The organism is Ferruginibacter sp. SUN002, assembly GCF_050611725.1.
Taxonomy (GTDB): domain Bacteria; phylum Bacteroidota; class Bacteroidia; order Chitinophagales; family Chitinophagaceae; genus Ferruginibacter.
Map to the genome: position 1 here is coordinate 2,667,426 of NZ_JBODJB010000001.1, position 20,515 is coordinate 2,687,940.

Here is a 20,515-nt window from a genome sequence, read left to right on the forward strand (position 1 = left end):
AGTGTTTTGGCATAAAACTTTTAATTTGCTCCTTAAAGAAATTTTAATAAATGAAAAAGATAGAGTTTAAAGTATTTGTACCGCATATTATTGCCGTAGTTACTTTTTTATTGTTGTCAATTGTATTTACCAAACCTGCACTAAACGGAATGGTTGTACAACAGCATGACGTACAACAAGTAAAAGCCATGCAGCAGCAATCGTATGAGTTTCAAAAAAAATACGGTCACATGCCTTACTGGACCAATAGCATGTTTGGTGGTATGCCGGCCTACCAAATTGCGTTTGAACCAAAGAATGGCTCTATTTATACTGTAGGACTTGCACACAATATTTTAACCTTGGGCTTACCCAAACCTGTTTTTTACTTATTCATTGCCTGCCTTTGTTTTTATTTTTTATCAATTGTTGTAGGTGTAAACCCATGGCTTTCTATTTTAGGTGGAATTGCATACGGATATTGCAGCTATGACCCGATTTTAATAAGTGCAGGCCACGATTCGAAATTATTGTCAATTGCTTATGCACCGGCGGTTTTAGGTTCGTTGTTTTTGATCTTTAAGAAAAAATATTGGCTCGGTGCCGCTCTGCTACTCATTTCTACAACTTGCCTGATTGGACAAAGCCACCATCAGATCGTTTATTATACGCTAATAATGGCTGTTTTCGTGGCAATTTATTGTATTGTAAAAGTCATTAAAGAAAAGGATTATAAACATCTTTTTCTTGCCTCAGGAATAAGTTTGATTATAGCAATCACCGCACTGTTAACAAACTCGTTCGGCTTACTTCCTACTTATGATTATTCGAAAGAAAGTATGAGAGGCGGAAGCCAACTGACCGATACGACTAAAGGCAATAGGATAAAAGGTGGATTAGATAAAGATTATGCATTTAAATGGAGTTACGGTATTGGTGAAACGCTAAGTTTTATGGTACCGAATGCATATGGTGGAGGTAACCCTACACCCATGCCTGAAGATTCTAAAGTAACGGAATTTCTACAGGAAAACGGACAAAAAATTCCGCAGCAATTTGCACAACAACTTTCCAATGCTGCACAAGGCATGGCTTACTGGGGACCTAAAGCAAAAGAATATACATCCGGACCGGTTTATTTTGGAGCGATCATTTGTTTACTTGCGCTGCTGCAAATCTTCTTTGGTAAGAGTGAACACAAATGGTGGCTTTTGTCCATTGCTGTTGTAGGCATTGTACTTGCATGGGGCAAACATTTTCCGGCTGTAAATTATTTCCTGTTCGATCATCTTCCATTTTACAATAAATTCCGTACCCCTGAGACTGCAATGGTAATACCGCAACTGGCTGTGGCTTTGTTAGCTGTGTTGTTTGTAAATGATCTGTCAAAGATGACTGACAAAGAGTTTTTAAATAAACAACTAAAAAAATACCTGATAGTTGCCGGCGGTATGATAGCCATCATTCTCGGTTTTTATTTTACAGCAAGTTTTAAAGATGTTGTTTCAGCAGAGTTAAAACAAAATTTAACAGATGCAATGGCTCAAAATCCTGATCCATCTTTTGTGAACGGTTATATCAATGCTATTGTAAAAGACAGACAAGCCATCTACAGTGCAGATATGTGGCGTAGTATCGGCTTCATTCTGGCAGGTATAGGTATTATATTTTTATACTGCAAGCAAATCATCAAAGCTCCTGTTCTCTTTGCAGGAATAATTCTTTTTTCAACAATAGATCTTGCCGCAGTTGACAAACGTTATTTGAACGACGAAAAATTCGTTGAACCGGTAGAGTATGCAGAAGCCTATGCCGACTACAATGCAGACCTTACCATTAAACGAGATCCAGGCTTTTTCAGAGTGCTCAATCTTGCATTTAAAGACCCACAAACCGGCAACTTTGAAGTTTCTGTTGGCAATGCATTTAATGATGCCATCGCTTCCTATAAGCATAATAATATTGGAGGATACCACCCTGCTAAACTCAGTATATTCGATGATCTGAAGGAAAGACAAATATATAAAGCCATTCAGGCTTGGGGTTCAAATGCAAATGCAAAAGATAGTTTCCAGGTGTTGAATATGCTGAACATGAAATATGTGATCGTGCCTGATCAAACAAACCCTAAACAAACTATTGCAATCCCTAATCCTTATGCCTTAGGTAACTGCTGGTTGGTTAAAGAGATCAAGTATGTAAAAAATGCTGATGAGGAAATGGCAGCAATGGATAATTTGAATCCTGCAACAACTGCAGTGATCAACGAACAATATAAAAGTGCGGTTCCTTTTTCTCCAACATTTGATTCTACAGCAACTATTAAACTGATAGAAAACAAAAACGATGAGATCAGTTATGAATTCTCTGCAAACGCTAATCAGTTTGCAGTGTTCAGTGAGATCTATTACAACAGTGGCTGGACAGCCTATATTGATGGAAAGAAAGCAGAGTACTGTAAAGTGAATTATGCATTGAGAGGACTGGCTATTCCTGCAGGTAAACATAGCATTAAGTTTGTTTTTGATCCGCAGATAGTTAATCTTGGTGAAAAATTATCGAAATATTTAGGATTGTTCTCAATTGCATTTGTGCTACTGAGTGCATTCATGATATGGAAGAACAGGAATAAAGAAACTGCTTAATCATCAGCATAATGGGCCAATACAGCGAAAAGATCGTTTTCTTAGAAGTAAAAGATGAACTTAGCAAATTGATCGATAGCAAGGCAAATGAATTATATCATTTGCTTAAAAAGTTTGACGCTTCTTCTTTACAGACAACGGATTTTTTTAAGCATTATTTTACTGATCACCATCTTGGTCAACGCCTGATCTTTTCGATTCAAAACAGTGCTCACATTCTTTATCATGCAATAAAGAAAAGCAATAAGCATGTGAGTGAACTTAATATTGTAGATTATGGTGCCGGGCTAGGAACCTTGTTTATGTTGGGAAGTATGTTACAGATAAAGCGTTTTGTTTACAACGACCATCTTGCTGAATGGAAAAACAACGCAGCATTGATCTGCACTGCACTCAATATCCCTGTTACCGATTATATAGTTGGCGATATAACAGATGTGATCAAATATGCCGAAACAGAAAATTTTTCTTTTGATATCATTGTTTCAAGAAATGTTGTAGAACATATTTACAGTTTACCCGATTTTTATGCTGCTGTTTACGAACACAATAACGGAGCGATCGTATATTCTACAACTACAGCTAACTATCACAATCTTGCTACAAGGCTACAACATATACTCATTCATAGAAAGATCGAAAACAAACATTACAGTGTTAATAGAAAGAAAGCCATTCAAAAAATAAACCCTTCTTTTTCTGAAAAACAATTAATGGCCTTAGTATCGTTAACAAGAGGCAAAGCACTTTCTGATTTTACAGAAGCAGTAGATGATTTTTCTAAAAATAAAACTGTAACCAAAGTTCCTTATTTAAAAACTAACACTTGCGATCATGAAACAGGTGTTTGGGTAGAACATCTTTTATCGAAGGAGGCATACAGAGAGATCATTAATCATGCAGGATTTTCGATGGAGTACAGTGCCGGTTTTTGGGACACGAATTACAAAAATAGCTTTGTAAATCTTTGCACAAAATCCTTGAATAAGCTGATAAAAATATTGGGAAATAAGGGCTATCTCCTTTCTCCGTTTATAAATGTAGTAGCAGGCAAATAATTGTATGACAAATGTATTAAGCATAGTATCTTATCAATTTCTTCCACCCAAAATGGGAGGACAAAAAGGTATAGCACTGTTTAATGCAGCTTTATCAAAATATGTAACATTAACGTGCCTAACAACAAAAAGTAATGATCCTGAATTGGAGCCCGGATATGAGATAGAGAATATTTTATCAACCAGCTTTACCAGGTATTTTAATCCGTTTATTTTTTTTACAGCAAGAAAGGTAATCAGGAAAAAAAAGATCACTCATCTTATCATTGAACATCCCTATTACGGATGGCTTGGAATATTATTAAAGTGGTTTTGCAAAGTAAAACTGATTGTTCACTCCCACAACATTGAAGCATTACGTTTTAAAAGTATGAACAAATGGTGGTGGGGTATTTTATGGAATTATGAAAAAGTAACTTACAAGGCAGCCAATATTTGTTTTTTTATTACTGATGAAGACAGAACTTTTGCAATTAATAAACTTGGTATAGCTTCAGATAAATGTACCACCATCACTTATGGTTTCGATCTAAACTCCCCTCCTTCTATTAATGAAAGAAAAGAAGCAAGAGTATTACTAGAAAGCGAATACAATATTTTGCCGGATGAAAAAATTCTCTTCTTTAACGGGACATTGGACTATCAACCAAACCTCGATGCAGTAATGGCCATCATAGAAAAGATCAATCCACTGTTACAGCAGGATCAAAGTTTTAAATACAAGATCATTATTTGTGGTAAGAATCTTCCTGCTCATTTAGACAGTTTATATGCATACAATGATCAAAATATTTTTTATGCAGGATTTGTAGATGATATTACCCTTTACTTTAAGGGTGCAGATGTTTTTATCAACCCAGTTATTGATGGTGGCGGCATAAAAACCAAACTGGTAGAGGCTTTGGGTTATGATCTTTCTGTAGTAAGTACTACAAGCGGAGCAATAGGTGTACCGGCAACCATTACCAACAATAAACTTAAAATTGTTGCGGATTCCGATTGGATAAATTTTGCAAACGAGATCATTTCAATTAAAAATACAGGAACAATCCCTCCCACATTTTTTGAACATTTTTATTGGGGAAATATTGCAATAAAAGCAGCAGACTGCATCAAGAAAATTTAAGGTTATAACACTTTATAGAAATATTTTTTACCGGTAATCATTTTGCCCGACAAACCAACCAGACGCATTATATTTTTTGTATACCCCAACCATTGAGCAAACGAATATTTGTTTTGACCTACCAATGCCGTTAACAATAGTCCAACAAAAAATACCGGGATCGTAATTATATAAAAGAACAGGTCAACAAAAAACCAAAATAGTCCAAACTCCTTTCTAATTCTTAAGAAATTAGATACCATTATCTGCAAACCACGTTTATCAAATAAATTAAAGTAGCCTTTACCGGTAGAATCAAATGCTTCTTCCGATGTTGCGCCTTGCAAATGAACAACATGATGATCGCCATATATGCATAGTTTACCTGTCTTTTTTAATCTGCTGCACCACTCCGCTTCTTCAGCATATAAAAAGAAATCTTCATCCAACAAACCCGCCTTTTCTATTGCAGTTTTTTTTACCATTAAAAAAGCACCGTTGATCCAATCTACTTCAACTGTTCCGGTTGCATCAGGCACATTAGGTTTTTTCATCTTTAGCAATCCGGCCAAAAACTTCAAAGCTTTGCCCAAAAATGGCAATGGCAGAAGATAATTTAGCCCTCCTTTCATGGCATAGTTTCCTGAAATTTGAGGTGTTCTATCTTCATTTAATAATTGTACTCCGCAAGCCACGTATTCATCACTCATAAACTGCATACAACACTTGTTGATGGCGTTCTCCTCTACGAGTGTGTCTGAATTAAGCAGCAATATAATATCTCCGGAAGCAATACGAATACCGGCATTATTAGCTCTTGCAAAGCCGGCATTATAGCCCATTTGTATATATCTGACGGATGGGAAATTGCGTATTAATGTCTCCTCGATGCCATCTTCTGAATGATTGTCAACAACGATAATCTCTGTATTGACAGCACTTTCATCCTGCTTCAATACAGAATTTATACAATCGGCAACCAATTGAGGGGTCTTATAATTGACAATAATTATTGATACAGTCATGAAAATTTCGATATAAAGTCCAAACTTAAAGTTAAAATACTATTTTTGCCGAGTTTCGATAAAAAAAAGATATATGAAGACGGCATTAATTACTGGTATTACGGGGCAGGATGGATCCTATTTGGCAGAATTGCTTTTAGAAAAAGGATATATTGTACATGGTGTTAAAAGAAGAGCTTCTTCATTTAATACGCAAAGAATTGACCATATTTACCACGATTTGCATGAGAGTAATATAAGATTCAAAATGCATTATGGTGATCTAACAGATAGTACCAACCTTATCCGTATCATTCAGGAAGTTCAACCTGATGAAATATATAACCTTGGCGCTATGTCGCATGTTAAAGTAAGTTTCGATTCTCCGGAATATGTTGCTAATGTAGATGGTATTGGTACTTTAAGAATATTAGAAGCAGTAAGAATTTTAGGTCTTACTAAGAAAACAAAAATATACCAGGCATCAACTTCTGAATTGTATGGAGGATTAGAACAAAATAAGAATGAGAAAGGATTTTATGATGAAAAATCTCCCTTCTATCCTCGTTCACCTTATGGAGCAGCTAAAATTTACGGTTACTGGATAACTGTCAACTATCGTGAAGCATATGGCATGTTTGCCTGCAATGGCATTTTATTTAATCATGAATCTCCAAGAAGAGGTGAAACATTTGTTACTCGTAAGATCACTATGGCTGCAGCCAAAATTGCTCAGGGTAAACAAGAATGTTTATACTTAGGCAACCTTAATTCTCAAAGAGATTGGGGGCATGCAAAAGATTATGTAGAAGCAATGTGGAGAATTTTGCAACAAGACACTCCGGAAGATTATGTGATAGCAACCGGTAAAACTACCTATATAAGAGACTTTGTACGCATGGCTTTTGCTGAATGTGGCATTGAAATAGAATTTACAGGAACAGAGGAAAATGAAGTAGGTAAAGTTGCAAAATGCACTAATCCTAAATACCAATTAGAAATCGGAAAAGTAATTGTAAAAGTAGATCCTCAATATTACAGACCAACTGAAGTAGATCTTTTAATTGGTGATCCTACAAAATCAAAAACAAAATTAGGCTGGGAACCAAAATACGACCTGGCTGCATTGGTAAAAGAAATGATGGAATCTGATCTGAAAGGATAAGTGTATTTTACTACAAAAGTTAAATATTTATACCCCTTGTATTAAAAAACTGGTTATAAATACTTTGCAATGACATTAGTAATTAATATTTTATCACCATAAAATTTATACCCAATGTATTTTCTTTCCATAAAACAGCTTTCCCAAATTTTTGTGCTTGTAGTTATACTTGTAAATTTTGTATCTGGTCAAAATGTTGGGATAGGAATAACAACGCCCCAGACAAGGTTTCATCTTGTTAACGGAAATACAATTGGTTCCATGAGTTTTCCGTATGAAACATTTGTAGCTGAAAGAAATACTGATATTAAACTTGGCATTTTTAATTCAAACACAAATATAGCGGGATCAGTCAATGGTGGTGCTGCTGTAATATTTGGATATAATAACGCTGTTGATAATAATTCTAGATATCCCGGGGCAGAATTGCAATATGGATCTTTTTCATTAAGCCAATACTTTCTACGTTTTAATTTTTTAAGACGTAGCCAACTTGGTGTTGTTCATACCCCAAGTTCATATCAAAATTCAGTAATTTTTAGTGATAATGGACGAGTTGGAATAAATCTTACAAATGGAGCTATCACTCCAATATTACCATCAGCAAATTTAGATGTAAATGGAACCGTGAAATTTCAAAATTTACCAAGTTCAACTACAGGCAATTACTTAGTTATTGATGGCTCTGGTAATATATATAGATCAAATATTGTCCTTGGCAGACCAGCCATTTCCTCAGACATTGAAGCTTTGGAAAAGAAGATCAGCAATCTAGAATTTGAAATTGAACAACTAAAATTATTATTAAATCAATCAAATATAAAATAGCAGTTATTACATTTTATTCTTGATTTAGAAAGAATCTAACAACTGGAACGACATTTTTATCAAAGCTGTAATGCTCTGCTGCCTTACAACAGTTGCTCTTATAAAATTCGTAATTATTTTTTATTGTATTCACTGCATTATAAATTGTTTCCGGTTCAAAATCATTTACTAAGATACCGGCCTCAAAATCTTCAATCACTTTCAACCCATCAAGTTTATTGGCTATAACAGGTACGCCTGCGGCTAGATAGGCAAACATTTTTCCTGAAGGAGCTGTTTGATAATTATAGGTATTCATTTTAGGAAAGCTCAGATCATAAAAACAAAAACCTATTTCATATTGTGATAGAAACCGAAGCATATCCCTACTTTCCATGTAATCTTCATTCAATATTATCGTGCCGTTAGCAATCTGTGACGCATAATTTGAAAGAACATATTCCTTTTCGTCTTTCAACACAGCTCCTTTAAAAGTAAGTGAGAATTGAGGATAATTACTAATGAATTTCAAGCAATGATACATACCAAACCAGGGTGTAGCTGTACCATTAAACAATAAAGCATTGTTCTTTTTAACTACACTTTCAATCGGCATATAAACAGGTGCATTTTGTACATAAAAAACCCTGTGTTCTTTCTCACCAAAAAGATATGTATATCGTTGTTTGCTTTGAATGATCACTGTTCTGATAAAGTCATCTTTCACTTTTTTAAGCAAAGGAATCTCATCATTTGTTAACTCTAAAGAAAGAAAAGATGCTTTTTTAAAATAGCGTTCAGACAAGTACAACAACATCATATCTACAGCAATCACTTCATCGTAATTGTAACGGTGTTGATTAAGTGCTTTCTTGTACCCGACAAATCTTACAAAATCGTATATGGATAATCCGCCAATAACAGACAGATTAAAAAAGTGTAAGAATTTATGTAAAAGAAAAAGCGGTAAGGCTTTGATCTTTGCCTGCTTGCTTGTATCAAGATCAAAATGCTCAACCTTTCTCTCTTTAAGGTCATTTGAGCCAAAAGATTTAGGAGTGGGAGCATAAATAGTAACATCGGCATTAACAGACAATGCATCATACACCCCTAATGTAGTAGGAGAAAAAGCAATGTGCTCAAGAGGGAATAATATCAATATTTTTTTTCGGCTCATACATCCATCATCATCATCTTTGCCAATTCTTCAAAAGATACTGCTGGTTTCCATCCCAAAGAATGTATCAATGTGGCATCCGCCACCAGTTGTTTATAGTCAGGAATAAAATCAGGGTTTACAACAACAAAGTCTTTCCAGTTTTTATTTGCAATAGAAAAACATGCAGTCAGCCAATTCTCAATGGAATAGCCTTTGCCTGAAGCAATATTTGCTTCGAATACATGCTCTTGTTGAACCAAAGTCAATATCCCTTTCACAATATCTCCGGCGTAGGTCCATTCTTTGATTGCAGCGATATCTCCTATTGGTAACTTATCCCCTTCAACAGCACGTTTTGCAAAAGCGGCAATCTTCATTGCCATATGCCTTTCGCTGCGGCGTGGACTATCATGATTAAAAAAATATCCAACGTAAACATTTAATCCTAATTTTCTGTAATACCGAGCTGCATAGACAGAAAGGATACGACTTACAGAATATGGATCTCTTGCTTCAAATTCATCCGTTTCTTTTATCGGACGGTCGTTATTTTTAAACTGTAACCCACTTCCAGATATAAATATTTTTGTAGATGGCGAAAAAGCTTTTGCAGCTTCTAATATATTAATTGTACCTGTACTGATCGTGGCATGATTTTCAAATAAAGCATCATGTCTTGTTGTAGAATTAGCTGCCAGATGAAAAATATAATCGGGTTTATATTGTTGAATCAACTCAGACACCTGTGCATAATCAGCAATATTGGTTTTTAAAAAGCCTCCATTTCTGGAAACACCAATTACAATATGCCCTTCCTGCTGCAATAATTGCGACAAATAGTAACCGTCCTGACCGTTAGCTCCGAATATGATTGATGTCATTTTTTATTATAAAATTTATCCTTCAATTTTAAAAAAAACAACTCCATCCCATAATAACTTCCCATTGAAAATAGTATGCTTATGATTAGAGTTAGCATATAAAACAAGAAATACAAAGCATAATTATTTATCAACCCAAATTTATCTTGATAAATATTATATAACAACGTTATGAATATTATATGATACGCATACATGCCATAAGTGTACTTTCCTAACTTTGTAATCAAACGTAAATTGCCCATTTTGTAGAACGACTTCTCAGAAAAATTCTGCTCCAAGATAATAACTACAAAAAATAAAGAATAAACTATTGAGCTAACTGCTATTCCAAAATGGCTTTCAAAAAGATTATCTCTAAATAAAATTGCAAATATTAAACCAATATATATTGAAACTATAAATTTCCTGGACCATTTGTTTATTTTATTCTGCAATGGAGTATATATAACCATATAGCCTGCGATACATCCTATTAATAAAGCAGGAAAAACTGCAAAAGTGTGAAACTCTGTAACTCCAACCTTTTCGGCATAATATAACCTGTAAAAAAAACAACCCACAATTAGAAAAGGAAAAATTTTAAATACTTTTTTACCAAAACACAATATGAGAATCGGTAAAATAAAATAGAATTGCTCCTCAACTGCAACACTCCACAGAACTGTAATAGGTATAGAACTTATGCCATTGTATGCCAAGTCGAAATTAGTAAGAAAACTAACAGCAAGAGGAAAATTGATTTTCTGTAATGAATAATTTTGCCAATGTGTAGTGGAGAGTAATAAGGCCAGAATTATCACTAAAAAATATACAGGCCATATCCGCAACACTCGCCTCATATAAAAAGCCCTTATATCAATTTTACCATGCTCGCTTTCTTCTTTAAGTAACAAATAAGAAATAAGAAACCCACTTAAAACAAAAAAAAAATTCACTCCAAGTCCTGCATTACCTATCATCTTATTTAGCCCCTTAATAATTACAGTGCGCTCTTCAAACTGAAATAAAAGAAAGCAATGTGAAACAAAAACAAACAAAAATGCCATAAACCTTAATCCGTCAAGATTAGGGAAATAAGTTTTGTTTGTTTGTATTATAATTTCTTTGTTAGTCATGATGACTGTATAGGATATCAGTTATATAATATCTTCTACTTTTCTTGAATTTCTTTTTTTTAATAAGGTTTCCCAGCCTAAGCTATTTATTCTGTGCTTATATTTTTCAATCTTTCTCTCGATTGTATTTATGAACGTTTCTTTTTTAATAGGTAACAAAAAAATACCGCTGATCTTTTTTCTGCTTTTCAACACAAGGGCATTATCCTCCAAAACTCTTTCGAATTTTTTTGCAAAATTCTCAGGGGACCAATCCTCTTTCATCTTCTCAACAATTTGAGTGGATTTATTAATTGAATCTTGTAAACTGAATTTTGGATATGGAGATAAGTAAGATGTTATATGCCTAAATGTATTGTTATCTGAAACAGATAAAGGCCTACCCGAAACAATGGCCTGATCGGTTGTAGCTGCTAAACCTTGCATATCTCTATCATACAAAAAACAATTAAGTGTATTGGAACTACACCATGCAATCAATTCTTCTTTTTGCATAAAATCATGAGTTACCCGAACTTCGATGCCATCCTTTGCCTTTGATTTACATACATCTGCTAAGAATGCAGCATATTCTTTTGAATTAGGAACAAAATCTCCATATGGGATATTGATCCTAACAATAGCTTTTGAGAACTCCTTATTGACCGCATCTACTACATGCTGAAAGCCTTTTCCTTTGGTTGCAAAACCAAAAGTTCCTATAACAGGAACAGGGTTATCTACGATTCTTAAATCTATATCTATCTTTTCGAGTGGTCTGGGGAATGGATATACTTTTTTATTTTTACTTTTAACAGTTGGATCTAAAACACAATATGCATCAAAATCTTTATCTGAGCACATTACAAATGGGTTATCAGGAAGCACCTCCAAAACCATTGTTGCAACAAAGCCCAACTCCTTTTTTAGAGATTTTGTTTGTAACCAATCCATTGTTACTAGATGATAATTAAAAAAATAAAAATCATACCCTATCGGAATACTCCTGTTATCAATATCGATTTCAACATAATCCAGTTGATACTTGGTGGATAGCAGCAAACACTTATAGGCCATATATCCGGATTCGTATATACTATCTTTCGACTTTCGATTATTGACAAAAAGCCCTTTCATCATAAATTTTGTATTCTAATTTGTTTTACCCAATTATGATTATTGTACAGGCTCCCATCTTGCACTAATTAACACCGAAGCTCTGGCCGCACTTTCCAAAATATGTTTTTCAGTAATATCTACAAGATTCCAATGATCTGTAGTGATCCCGTTAATTGTTAGGTCTAAATTTGTTTCGTCATCACTGGAAAACGACCAAGTTGTCTGATGTACAATACCGGTGGCATCCGTATGAGTACCGGTGCCATCTAAATTAAAAGTGAGCCTAACTATGTCTTGGTTATATTCAGTTGTATTTTCTACACCTCTCAAATAATGAACATTGTTACCTGAAGTGTTAGTCCAAAGTTCATTGACCTGCCAAGTATATTTAGCTAATATTTCTGCTCTTGACAAACCCGATTTGGCTGAGCAGTGTTTAGTACATTTACATCCAATAAAGAATATTCCTAACAATAATAATGCTATTGCAGATTTCATTAAATGCATAAACTATACTTTGTATTTCTGATCTTATTTTTTGTAAATATCAATTGAAGGTATTGGGAAAATAAATCCGGTACCTTTTTCTAAAGCTTCTTTTTCTCTTTCAACAAATTCTGCTTTAAAGTGCCATGGTAACACTAAATAATAATCAGGATTCATAGCCCTACTTTCTTCTTCGCTAATGATTGGAATGTTTGTTCCTAAAGTGTAAGCGCCATATTTATCTGGATTACGTTCAGCTGCATAATCTACCAGCATATTATTAATATCGCACCATTGCAATATTGTATTACCTTTTGTAGACGCTCCATAAACATGCACCTTTTTACCTTCTTTTTTAAATTTAACCAACAGGTCATGTAGTTCATTTTTAACTTTTTCAATACGATATTGAAAAGCAACATATGGTTTATCAGTATCCAATTCTAAATCAAATTCCTTCTGTCTCACATCATTCATCAATTTGTAATTCTCTTTATTGTAATACAATCCACTTTCTTTATGAGTTGCATAACACCTAATACTTCCTCCGTTAATATCATTAAATGAGATTTTAAAAATTTTCATATCTGCTAGAGAAACAATTTTTTCTAAGACAGCAAGACTGTAAAATTCCAAATGTTCATGACAGATCGTATCATAACTATCCAGTTCAAGCATATGTGGCATATAGCTCATTTCAAAAACCCATATCCCTTCCGGCGAAAGATATTTTTTTATGTTTTTAACAAAATCTACAGGACTTTCTAAGTCATAAAACATGGCTATGGAAGTAATAACATCCATCTTCTTATCCTTAATAACACTGTTTAGTTCAGCGGACGGAAAAATATCTTGCACAACTTTAGCTCCTTTTACTTCTTGAGCCACATCACTTGGGTCACAACCAAATTTTTCAAAATTATTGGGATAATATCCCAATAGGGTACCGTCATTACACCCAATATCTAATACATTGCAATTATCTTTTTTGAGTAGCTCCAATGTACTGTCAACAATTTCTTTTAAATGGTTACGCATTGTGGCATTTGTGCCACTTCTATACCAATATGCCGCATATAATATTTCTGAAGGTACACTGTGTTCCATCTGCAATAAACCGCATGCGTTTTCATCAATTTGTGGATTACATCTAACAAGTGAACAATTTATTTTACGTTGCGACGGCATCTCTTTACCGGGTTTTACAAATGACCCCTGCAAATATTGTGGCCCCAGATCAATTACGGGAGTTAAAGATGATGACCCACAAACACGACAAGTTGTTCTTTTACGAATATGCATATATATTATTTTGATATGATTTTTTGAAGTTCTAAATCAATAGCGTCAATACATTTATTACGCTGCAAATTAAGCACTGCAAGCGATTTTACTAATTGATCCTTTTGTTCAATCGGTACATTTTCTATATTATATCCTTTTTCTACTTCATGCCAGAGTTGACAATTAACATCGGCCAATTGATAAAATATTTCTCCAATCTTGCCACTCACCTCTGCTGTCTCATTCCCTTCTTTTTTGAAAACCTTATTGGCTGCAAATGTTATTTTATCGGCAGGAATCACACCTGAAATTGCATCTGCAAAATACTGATCAATTTCTTCTTGCAATTGAACTGATTGTTTATTCAGGCTTTGTAATCTCGTCTCATCATCGGTGTGATATTGCTTTAACTTTACAATAGTTAATTTATCACACAGCATTCCTAAAGTTTCTGCCATAGCTATTTTTTAAAAGTGGTACAAAAATATCATTTCTAAACCTATTTCAGGCATCAATTTTCAGATTAAAATCAGGGGCAATTTTGCCTAAAAAAGTCTCTAACCCCTTTCTTTTATCTGAATTAAAAACATAGTGAATATTTTGAGTATAATACTTGGCCAAATCATGTGGAGAAGGATTTGCAGCAATAACTTGGTCAATATTTTGCAGTCCGTAATTATTAGCTATTATGAACTCTTTAATAAATTCATTAGATAATTGTTTATTACTTACCCATACTGCAAAAACAAAAGGCAATCCCGTGTATTGTTTCCACGCCAACCCTAAATCGTATTCATAAGCCGTTTGTAATTTTTTTTGCAAAGCCCTATCTCCGATAACCAATGCAGCGGTCGTTCCAGCAATCGCATTTTCAAACCCTTTTCGTGAATATTCAAATATTGGATCTATTTTCCAAAACTCTTTACATAAAAGCTTTACAAGCTCCACCGAGGTCCTACTCTGATAGTCGAGTAAAACAATCTTTATCTGCTCTAAGGGTACTTCGCTAAACAAACAAACACTATCTACAGCCCCATCACAGCTTATACAATGATTGCCTATTACATGATATTCCACCATCATTGGAATCACAGCTACAGGCAATAAAGCAATGTCTATTTCATTATTCAACAAAGCATCGGCTATGTTTGAGGGATAATTATCCACAATATCAATTATACCGCTCATCATCCCTAACTCTAACCCATACACTAAAGGTTTTGTATTCAAATAGCTTACCGCACCAACTCTGATTTTTTCCATAATATTTTTAACATACTTATTCTACTAATCCGCAAAGATACTCTAATGATAGATTTAAAATGCGCTCAGGACCAACAAGGTAGGCTACCTGACAACTTTCAAATTATAACCAAACTAATTTACCGGCATTAGTTTATTGGATTTAGTTAATTATTATATTGCGTATATATGAAGAAATACATTGCTATCAGTATCATGTGCATATCCGCAATGGTTAGTCACGCTCAAATTGATACTGCATTTTGGTTTGCAGCTCCCGATGCATCATCTGCATATGGTTATGACAGACCAATCTTTTTAAGAATTACATCTTATCAACAGCCTTGCAATGTAACTGTTTCCCAGCCTGCAGGGGGCGGTTTACCGACGCAAACTTTTTATATGGCCGCAAATACTACCCAATCCATCGATCTTACAACATGGATCAATAGTATTGAATGTGCTCCCGGAAATATTGTACAAAACAAAGGAATCAAAGTTACTTCCGACAATAATATTGCAGTGTACTATGAAGTAAGTGTTGGCGGTCCAAATCCTGAATTTTTTGCATTCAAAGGAAAGAACGGATTGGGCAATGAATTTTATATCTCATCGCAAAATATAATGGGCAACTCTCCGGTGATCAGTCCAACCCCAACATCCTCCTTTAATATTGTAGCTACCGAGGATAATACGTCGGTAACAATTACACCAACAAATAATATCGTTGGTCACCTTGCTAATATCCCTTTTACAATAACATTAAATCAAGGTCAAACCTTTGCTGCAATTGCTACGGGACAGTCTGCATCACAACACTTGCAAGGATCATATGTTACCTCCACCAAACCTATTGCAATAACCGTTGCTGATGATCTTTTACAAGGAACACCTTATGGAGGACCTTGTGAAGACCTTGCCGGAGATCAAATCATACCGGTAAATATTATTGGAAGCGAATACATTGCCGTAAAAAGTGATTTAAATCCTCCTTATGATAAATTATATATAACTGCTACACAGAATGCTACTTCTATAAAGCAGGATGGGGTTATTGTTGCTACTATAAATAAAGGTCAGACTAAAGAACTTACCGTATCAAATGCCTCAACTTACGTAGAAACATCTGCACCAGCATATGCATACCATTTGTCTGGACTTGGTTGTGAAGCAGGTTCGGCCTTATTACCTAAAATCAACTGCACAGGCAGTAGTTCGGTTTCGGTTACCAGAAGCACCAATGGATCCTTAGTATTTACCCTTTTAATTAAAAATGGTGGGCAAAATAGTTTTTTAGTAAATGGTGTTGGAGGTATTATTACAGGAGCTAATTTTAGCGTTGTTCCTGCAACAGGTGGGGCATGGTATGCCGGTAAGGTGACCTTATCAGCATCAACCTATCCAAAAGGTTCTGTTGTAACCATATCTAATACTAGCAGTATATTTCAATTAGGAATGTTTCAGGGCGATAATCTTGGTGTTGGCGTCGGTTATTTCAGCGACTACAATACGTTAAAGGCTCATGCATTTACAACCACACCGGTTGTTTGTCCAGGCAACTCAATAAATTTATCCGCCGATCTTATTGCCTCATCAACATATGCTTGGACCGGCCCCAATGGATATACTAGTAACGTACAAAACCCGATAATAAACAATGTATCTGTCTTAAACAGTGGCAAATATCATCTAACAGTTACTGTACCTGATTGCGGCACATATAAAGATTCTATTGTTGTAACGGTACTAACTACCTGCACACAACCCTGCACCAACTGGCTCAACACAACATCCGGCAACGCTTACGCTACTGCAGGAGATCTTGATGTTACAGGTGACAAACTTACGGTTGAGGTTAACTTTATGGCTCCGGCAACAACAAACAGTGGCGGGTTCTTGGTTTCTAAGCATACTAATGCTGCCGATGATAATTATGCGATCTGGCCCGGCGGTTGTGCCCTTAATGCTGCCAATACCGGAGAAGTTTTTGCATTGGAAAACTGCGCTATAGAATTAAACAAAACTTATCATGTAGCAATGGTATATGATGGAAGCAGTTTGAAGTTTTACAGAAATGGTTTTCTACATAGCCAAACGCCAGCTTCAGGAAATCTGATAAACAATAATTTACTTACTCATATTGCACGTAATCCATCAGGAACACTCTATCCTTTCAGTGGTTATATAAATGAAGTTCGTGTCTGGAATGTGGCTCGTACACAAAATCAGATCAAAACATATATGAATTCAATTTTGCCCTCTCCAACTACTCAAACAGGACTTCTAGGATACTATACTTTTGATAATCTTTTAAATAAACAAGGCAATACAGCGTATAATTTAACCTTGCAGGGAAATGCAAGCATTAATGTAACCAACCCTAATTGTTCTTTTGTTGCAGACTCATGCAAGGTTACAATTCCTACACCAAATCTTATCGTAAACGATTACACCCCGGTAATATCACTTGACCTGTCATGTGAGAACAAAATTAGAGTTCAAAATGCGGCAACTTACAAAGTAGGAGATACCGTTTTAATGATTCAAATGAAAGGTGCTGTAATTGACAGCAGTAATAGTGCAAATTTTGGCAACATAACAGATTATAAAAATTCAGGCAATTATGAATTCAATTACATTAAATCCATATCCGGCAATATAATTGAGTTACTGAATAAACTTACCCGGCAATATGATATACCTAACGGTAAAGTACAATTGGTAAGAGTTCCTTATTTCAAAAGCACAAACTTAAATGCAACACTTACTTGCCTACCATGGGATGGAAGCGTTGGTGGCGTATTGGTTTTAAATGCCAAAGACACTGTTAACCTGAATGGCAATATTGATGTTACAGGAAAAGGCTTTAGAGGTGGTAGTACTACAAATATCGTCCCTGTTACTTTAAGTTGTTTTTACAATAACTATTACGAATCATATAACACCGCAACTGCAGCTCAAAAAGGCGAAGGTATTGCAGAAGTAAGTAGCGGTAGATTGAATGGTAAAGGAAATCTGGCCAATGGCGGCGGAGGAGGCAATGGGCACAACTCAGGGGGCGGAGGAGGCAGCAATGTTGCTGCAGGCGGTTTAGGCGGCTATCAATTAGACAATTGTGGCTCCTCCCCTTTTGACAACAGAGGCATAGGTGGCAAACCTTTAACTTACAGCAATGCTGCAAATAAGATATTTATGGGTGGCGGTGGTGGCGCAGGCCATAACGACAAATCTGATGTTAACTATCTGAATTCTAGTGGCGGTAATGGTGGCGGTATAGTGATCATAAATTCAAATTATTTAAAAACAAATGGCTTTAAAATTATAGCTGCGGGAGCTAATGCAGAAGATTGCAATACCCTGGGTATTCCATGCGGACATGACGCAATGGGTGGTGGCGGCGGAGGCGGATCGGTTTTGCTGGACGTAAAGAATTTTATCGATAATCATACAGAAAACGTCAATGGAGGGAAGGGTGCTGATCTGGCAATATATTTTCCGGCAGCAGGAAAAGTTGGTCCCGGCGGTGGTGGTGGTGCCGGAATTACCTGGTTCAGCAAAAGTAGCCTGCCTCCTAATGCTACAGTACAAAATACGGGTGGCAAAAATGGGGTGATCTTACCTGATGCAAATAATCCTTATGGTACAACTGCCGGTGCAAACGGCTCTACACTTTTCAACCTTGTTTTACCGATTGACATTATTCCTTTCAAGTCGGCAATTGATTCAGTAAGAATTTCAACAACACCAACTGCATGTACTGCCTTTGATTTTAAAGGCTTGTCCTATCCTGCATCCAATCCCATTACTCAATGGCAATGGAAATTCAGCGATGGTCAAACCGGGAATACACAAAATATTTCACATGCATTTCTTACACAAAATAACAATACTGCTAAATTAATTGTAACCGACAATAATGGCTGTAAAGACAGTACAGTAACTGCCGCTTTGGTTGGAAATATTACTCCTGATGCCGGCAAAGATTCTATTATTTGTTCGAATGTAACGGCAACGGTTAACCTAAAAGGAACCGGCGGCAATACTTACAAATGGACTCCGGCTAATCTTTTGGATAATGACAATAGCCCGACCCCAATAGCTACCATCACCAACACAACCAAATTTTATGTAACCGTAACAAATGCAGCAGGGTGTAGTGGAACAGATTCTATTACACTAACTATAAATTCGTTACCAACGGTAAAAACAAACAATGACACAACACTATGCTTTGGCAAACCGGCACAATTGAAAACCACCGGAGCAGTTAATTACAAATGGTCACCTGATTACAAACTTAGTAATTTAAATATTGATAACCCTATCGCAACACCCGATATCCCAACACAATATATTGTTACAGGCACTGCGGCTAACGGATGTAAAGCAAATGACACCGTAAACATCAATGTACAAACCAAACCGAACATTCAACTCACGAAAGATTCTACCATTTGTAAGAATACATCAATACAATTAACTGCGTCTGGAGCCTCCTCCTATCAATGGACCCCAACGGCCAGTTTAATTAATCCAAATACCTTTAATCCAACTGCACAACCAGCCAACAATACAACCTACTATTTAACCACTACAGATAATTACAATTGCAGTTATTTAGATTCTGTAAAGATTTCTGTTAAACAAATTCCGAATTTCTCAATATCGCCGGATAAAAATATTTGTTCAAACAATCAGCAAATACAATTATCTGCCTCAGGCGGTGATAGTTACACTTGGAGTCCGGCTGCCTTGGTTAGTAATCCTAACATCAGTAATCCAATTGCTGTAAATACTACCACCACTACTTTTACAGTGAACATTAAGGAAGCAAAATGTAATTACCAGACCAATCTTTCAACAACTGTACAAATATCTCCGGAAATTAATGTGAGCGTAAGTAAGTCGAATGACATTGATTGCTTTAATCGTTCAGCGAAATTGATTGCTACAGGTGCTGATGAATATTCGTGGAGTCCGTCAATAGGGCTAGACGACCCCAACAGCAGTAGCCCCACTGCTACATTGTTATCAACCCAACAATATACTCTAACCGGATCCACTGCTAATGGTTGTGTAGGATATGCAACTGTAACTGTCAATACCAATTTCAACAAACTGGCTAATTATTATATACCAAATGCTTTTACTCCTAATGATGACGGATTAAATGATTGTTTTATCATTCCATATCTGGGAGGAATTTCAGCATTTCATATTGCTATCTATAACCGCTGGGGTAATCTTGTTTTTGAATCTACTAATCCAACTGTATGCTGGGATGGAATGTATAAAAATCAAAAAGCCGATGTCGGAAATTATGTCTATCACGTTAATATAAGTTCCGATTGCGGCAACTTTGTCAAAAAAGGCAACCTGATGTTGATCAGATAATATACTAAATAAGCAAGCCTACGCTTTAAAATATAACATAATGTAGAATTACTGAAGTTGAGTTTACAGTTTGCAAATCCCGACTCGGCG

15 protein-coding genes are annotated in these 20,515 nt (G+C 35.5%); 6 read left to right on the plus strand and 9 right to left on the minus strand.

Annotation, left to right across the window (positions count from 1 at the left end; all coding sequences use genetic code 11):
- Window positions 1-50 precede the first annotated feature (50 nt).
- From ACQ33O_RS11555 to ACQ33O_RS11565, 3 genes are read left to right on the plus strand one after another with little or no spacing between them, the layout of a single operon-like run.
- On the plus strand, window positions 51-2,624 hold the full coding sequence (locus ACQ33O_RS11555; protein ID WP_430995742.1) for a YfhO family protein: 2,574 nt from the start codon (window positions 51-53) through the stop codon (window positions 2,622-2,624).
- Window positions 2,625-2,635: 11 nt separating this feature from the next.
- Window positions 2,636-3,682 carry a hypothetical protein gene (locus tag ACQ33O_RS11560; RefSeq protein WP_430995743.1) on the plus strand — a complete coding sequence of 349 codons (1,047 nt, stop codon included), beginning with the start codon at window positions 2,636-2,638 and terminating at the stop codon, window positions 3,680-3,682.
- Window positions 3,683-3,686: 4 nt separating this feature from the next.
- The gene (locus tag ACQ33O_RS11565; protein WP_430995744.1) at window positions 3,687-4,808 is read left to right on the plus strand and encodes a glycosyltransferase family 4 protein; all 1,122 of its coding nucleotides are present in this window, start codon (window positions 3,687-3,689) and stop codon (window positions 4,806-4,808) included.
- Between the two features lie 2 nt (window positions 4,809-4,810).
- Here the strand turns inward: ACQ33O_RS11565 and ACQ33O_RS11570 are convergent, their stop codons facing one another.
- Window positions 4,811-5,812, minus strand: coding sequence for a glycosyltransferase family 2 protein (locus tag ACQ33O_RS11570; protein ID WP_430995745.1), 1,002 nt, complete (start codon window positions 5,810-5,812; stop codon window positions 4,811-4,813).
- 73 nt (window positions 5,813-5,885) lie between these two features.
- Here ACQ33O_RS11570 and gmd point away from each other — a divergent pair, with 73 nt between their 5' ends.
- Together gmd and ACQ33O_RS11580 are read left to right on the plus strand one after the other, a co-directional pair.
- Window positions 5,886-6,956: a GDP-mannose 4,6-dehydratase gene (gene gmd, locus ACQ33O_RS11575; RefSeq protein ID WP_430995746.1), complete on the plus strand. Its 1,071-nt coding sequence runs from the start codon at window positions 5,886-5,888 to the stop codon at window positions 6,954-6,956.
- Window positions 6,957-7,070: 114 nt separating this feature from the next.
- The gene (locus ACQ33O_RS11580; protein ID WP_430995747.1) at window positions 7,071-7,784 is read left to right on the plus strand and encodes a hypothetical protein; all 714 of its coding nucleotides are present in this window, start codon (window positions 7,071-7,073) and stop codon (window positions 7,782-7,784) included.
- Between the two features lie 13 nt (window positions 7,785-7,797).
- On the opposite strand, the gene ACQ33O_RS11585 is transcribed toward ACQ33O_RS11580, so the two are convergent.
- The 8 genes from ACQ33O_RS11585 to ACQ33O_RS11620 form a co-directional block, all read right to left on the minus strand.
- Entirely contained in the window at window positions 7,798-8,940 is a 1,143-nt protein-coding gene (locus tag ACQ33O_RS11585) for a hypothetical protein (RefSeq protein WP_430995748.1), read from the minus strand.
- Complete coding sequence (locus tag ACQ33O_RS11590; RefSeq protein ID WP_430995749.1) at window positions 8,937-9,803, minus strand: GDP-mannose 4,6-dehydratase; 867 nt, start codon at window positions 9,801-9,803, stop codon at window positions 8,937-8,939. The genes ACQ33O_RS11585 and ACQ33O_RS11590 overlap by 4 nt, the downstream gene beginning before the upstream one ends.
- On the minus strand, window positions 9,800-10,921 hold the full coding sequence (locus ACQ33O_RS11595; RefSeq protein WP_430995750.1) for an acyltransferase family protein: 1,122 nt from the start codon (window positions 10,919-10,921) through the stop codon (window positions 9,800-9,802). Before ACQ33O_RS11595 ends, ACQ33O_RS11590 begins: the two co-directional genes overlap by 4 nt.
- Window positions 10,922-10,942: 21 nt before the next feature.
- Window positions 10,943-11,977, minus strand: a complete 1,035-nt coding sequence (locus tag ACQ33O_RS11600) for a hypothetical protein (RefSeq protein ID WP_430995751.1) — start codon at window positions 11,975-11,977, stop codon at window positions 10,943-10,945.
- A gap of 99 nt (window positions 11,978-12,076) precedes the next feature.
- A complete protein-coding gene (locus tag ACQ33O_RS11605) occupies window positions 12,077-12,517 on the minus strand; it encodes a hypothetical protein (RefSeq protein WP_430995752.1) in 441 nt (146 codons plus the stop codon).
- A 33-nt stretch (window positions 12,518-12,550) separates the two neighbouring features.
- Window positions 12,551-13,807 carry a class I SAM-dependent methyltransferase gene (locus ACQ33O_RS11610; RefSeq protein ID WP_430995753.1) on the minus strand — a complete coding sequence of 419 codons (1,257 nt, stop codon included), beginning with the start codon at window positions 13,805-13,807 and terminating at the stop codon, window positions 12,551-12,553.
- Window positions 13,808-13,812: 5 nt separating this feature from the next.
- On the minus strand, window positions 13,813-14,247 hold the full coding sequence (locus ACQ33O_RS11615) for a hypothetical protein (RefSeq protein WP_430995754.1): 435 nt from the start codon (window positions 14,245-14,247) through the stop codon (window positions 13,813-13,815).
- Window positions 14,248-14,293: 46 nt separating this feature from the next.
- A complete protein-coding gene (locus tag ACQ33O_RS11620) occupies window positions 14,294-15,052 on the minus strand; it encodes a menaquinone biosynthetic enzyme MqnA/MqnD family protein (RefSeq protein WP_430995755.1) in 759 nt (252 codons plus the stop codon).
- A gap of 168 nt (window positions 15,053-15,220) precedes the next feature.
- Between ACQ33O_RS11620 and ACQ33O_RS11625 the strand changes: the two genes are divergently transcribed.
- Window positions 15,221-20,425, plus strand: coding sequence for a gliding motility-associated C-terminal domain-containing protein (locus ACQ33O_RS11625; protein ID WP_430995756.1), 5,205 nt, complete (start codon window positions 15,221-15,223; stop codon window positions 20,423-20,425).
- The last annotated feature ends 90 nt before the right edge of the window (window positions 20,426-20,515 follow it).